At 58.0% G+C, this 3417-nt stretch carries 3 protein-coding genes; 2 read left to right on the forward strand and 1 reads right to left on the reverse strand.

From position 1 onward, the window contains the following. Positions 1 to 1229: 1229 nt before the first annotated feature. Positions 1230 to 2192, reverse strand: a complete 963-nt coding sequence (locus Q8R27_RS12520) for an IS1595 family transposase (protein ID WP_305567330.1) — start codon at positions 2190 to 2192, stop codon at positions 1230 to 1232. Between the two features lie 101 nt (positions 2193 to 2293). Between Q8R27_RS12520 and Q8R27_RS12525 the strand changes: the two genes are divergently transcribed. Together Q8R27_RS12525 and Q8R27_RS12530 are read left to right on the forward strand one after the other, a co-directional pair. Next, a complete protein-coding gene (locus tag Q8R27_RS12525) occupies positions 2294 to 2539 on the forward strand; it encodes a DUF6471 domain-containing protein (RefSeq protein ID WP_305567331.1) in 246 nt (81 codons plus the stop codon). Further along, the gene (locus Q8R27_RS12530) at positions 2539 to 3384 is read left to right on the forward strand and encodes a hypothetical protein (protein ID WP_305567332.1); all 846 of its coding nucleotides are present in this window, start codon (positions 2539 to 2541) and stop codon (positions 3382 to 3384) included. Before Q8R27_RS12525 ends, Q8R27_RS12530 begins: the two co-directional genes overlap by 1 nt. Positions 3385 to 3417 lie beyond the last annotated feature (33 nt).

Genomic DNA, 3417 nt, shown 5'->3' on the forward strand with positions numbered 1-3417 from the left:
CGGCCTTATGTAGCAAACGCACCAACAAACCGGAATCCTTTGGCCGCTGATTTCGCTATCCTGCGGCCATGCAGGACCGGACCATAACCAACGCTTTGCTTGCCCTTCGCGGGCAGATCATCCGGGGCAACCTGGACGGGCTAAAGCACGTCAACGCCTTGCTGGCAGCGCGGGGCGTTGATCTTGACGGGCAGAGAGTCCCGCACAAGATGCCAGCCGACACTTGCGAGCGGGGCGAAGTCAAGATGCTGATCTTAGAAGCGCTCAGGACCGGGCCGAAGCGGCCACCAGAGATAGCGGCGCTGATCTTGGCTGGCCACCCTGACATACCGCCATGCGTGGCCCTGCGGCGGGCTTACAGGGCAGCGCACAAGCTGCGGGTCCGGGGCTTCTTGGTGTCGGATGATGGAGTTTGGCGGCTGGCCCAGTGAGGGGCCAGCCTAGACCGTTAAGCAGCGTTGCTCCACGCCTTCTTAAGCGACTCATCTGTGACAAGGAGATTGTCCCATGCCGCTGCTACACACTCGCACACCATTAACCGATCCTCGCGGTGGAAGATGGCAGCAACCAGATCGTAAAGTGATCCGGCTGTTCCCTGATAGTCCACCCACCACACGGTTTCCAATACGCGACCCCGTGCTACTCCAGCCCGCGCAAGAAGGTCATCGACCTCCTTGTGAGACGGACGGGGCCCGTTCAGATCGTACGAAACGATGAAGTTTGCCATGTCAGCGCCCTCACAACTTGAAATCAGCGATGAAGGGATGGTTGCCCTTTGGGATGGGCTTCGACGTGACTTTGAGGAACGTGCTGCCCCGCGCCGCCTTCCCAAGAGATTCTTGGAGATGACGGCCTGCAACTTCCTCAACGAAGGCACTTACGGAGCGCATGACATTCTTGAACTTGTCACTGCGCCCACAGGCCGGACAGGTAATCATGTCATGATCCTTCGGATTAGTCGGACCTTCTACAGATACGCGGCACTTGCCGCACAGGATCTTGTGGGAACTGGTAGCCATTGATTGGCCCTTTCTTGGGCTTTTGCCAATCAGCGGGCCTTGACCGCAAAGCACTCCCATGGCACACCATAGGGGTGATCACACTTCCAGCCCGCTGACGGCTGGTTCAGGAAAGGGCGGGATGAGGTAACGACTCACCCGCCCAACTTTTTTGTTTATCACTGTTCGGTTGGTTCGTCGAGTCGACGGCCCAACATCTTGTGGCGGGCGTCAAGCTGCCCTCTGCCAGTAGCCCTTCCAAGCGCGGCTGACGGGACAACCCATCGCATTCGCCACCAGACCGAAAGCCAGCCCGCCGTTGCTTTTGCGGCGGTTATCCTCAAGCCATGCGGCCTGCGTAGCATACTGGTGCAGGTAGCGCGGGCTGACGTGGTGGTGCTGGCCCTGCACCATGCGGCGCAGACGGGAGAAGTAGCTTTCCGCCCAGTTGGTGTGCTTGCCGTGGTCGCTGTAGATTTCCGAGTGGTTCACGCGGTGAACCTGCCAGCCTGCATGCAGCATATCCCAGTGCGATGCTTCGTCAGCCGACAGGGTGGCCATGCCGTCAACGTTGGCACGCACCAGCGCGACGCCTTCGGCCTCTGCCATGGTGACAACGGGAAGGGTGCGGCCAAGGCGCTCACGCATCACCACGACCACGCGGCGGCGTCCGTTCTGGTGTTCTTTCAAACGGCGGTCCTTGCGGTCGGCCTTGGCATTCTCCGGGCGGATGGTGCCACCGAAGTAAGCGCCGTCAATCTCGACATGGCCCGTCAGCACTTCGCCTGTGTGGACTTCCAGAGCCATCGCCTCACGCAGCTTGTGAGCCAGAACGAAGGCGGTCTTATATTGGCAGTCAAGATCGCGGGAAAGCTGCACCATGGACAGCCCCTTGGATGCGTTCACCGTGATGCAGATCGCGGCCAGAAGATCAACGAAGGCCAGCTTGCGAGATGCGAAGATGGTGCCAGACGTGACCGAGAACTGACGCAGGCAAGCCTTGCACTTGAACTTGCGGCGGGTGGTGATCTTGTAAGTTTCGACGCAGCCGCAATCCGGGCAGACGGCTTCGCCGTCCGTCTCCGGCCAGCGCATCTTACAGAACGTCTCATGCGCCGCAGCCTCACCAGCCTTGTAAATCGCCTTGAGGCTCAAGGTGCGAGCCGCTGCGGAAAGTAGAAAGTGCTGTGCCATTGTCATCATATCCGGTGATATTGCTCACCATATATGAGGGCTTGTGTAGCTAAATGCAAGGGTATATATCATCAAATACGATGATTTTTTGAGGCCACGCCATGCAGGAGACCAGCCGCAAGCTGAACCCCGTCAATATCGAATACGAGGAACGTGCTAAAAACCTGCTCAAGTCCGAACTGAAAAGGCGGGGCGTCACTTACGCGCAACTGGCTGAATTGCTTGCATCAATTGGGATTCACGAGACAGAACGAAACCTGAACAACAAGATCAGTAGGGGTGGGTTTTCCGCTGCCTTTCTGCTACAGTGCTTGAGTGTTTCCGGCGTCCAGGATTTGAGGCTGTAATGGTTGACCTGCCGCATCTCATCGATGGTGACCGCGTAATAATCACGCTTTCCCCCGGTCAGCCAATCGAGCTGTCCGACCTGTCAACGAGCTTTGCGGCGCTGGCGCGCATTTATGAACGCCACTACCGGACCACTGGCGACACAGCCCCGAAGCTTTACGTTACCAAGCTGGAGACTGGTTCCGTCATTCTGGAAATTGCCCCGCTGGTGTTCGCCATGGGCATACCGATTCTGGACAACACAATCATCGTCGCGGACTTCGCTGGCCGTCTTTGGCGGGGTCTCAAGGCATTTTCTGGTGTCGCGGGTGAGCCACCTCGGCTTGAGACCCCGACGCGCGACGACGCCGCAGATCTTCGTGAGTTCATCCGCCCGTTGACCGGCAAGATGGGCGCTACTCTTGGCATCAAGCATGCGAAATACGAAAGCGACGATGGCGTACGACGAACAGTCGTCGAGTACGATTTCGACGAGGCGCAGATCAATCGCGCTGCAATTAACATAGACGAACAGAAACGGCTGCCCCCGCCCACTGAGGAGGAACTGCCGTCAGCGAGCGCGCTTCACGCGGAAGTCATGCTGTTTTTGGAGCAAGCAAATCGGGGTCCGGGCAAGGAAAAAGGCCGCACTGGCGACCGTGGCGTCATTCCAGATATCTCTGACAAGGTGGTGCCGGTCTACTTCCGCAAGGGCATTCAAGGAATAAAGGACCAGATGCTGCATGGGGACCGGAACCCGTTTGAAATGGTCTATGTGGTGACCGTCCACGTCACCAGACTTGAGGGCGAGGTTCAGGCATATACTGTTGCGGACATTCACGATAGCTTCCCCCGCCCCGACTAGCTTGGTGCGTTTGCTACATAAGGCCGGATATTT

It is taken from the genome of Phenylobacterium sp. (genome assembly GCF_030697305.1).
In the GTDB taxonomy this organism is placed as follows: Bacteria; Pseudomonadota; Alphaproteobacteria; order Caulobacterales; family Caulobacteraceae; genus Phenylobacterium.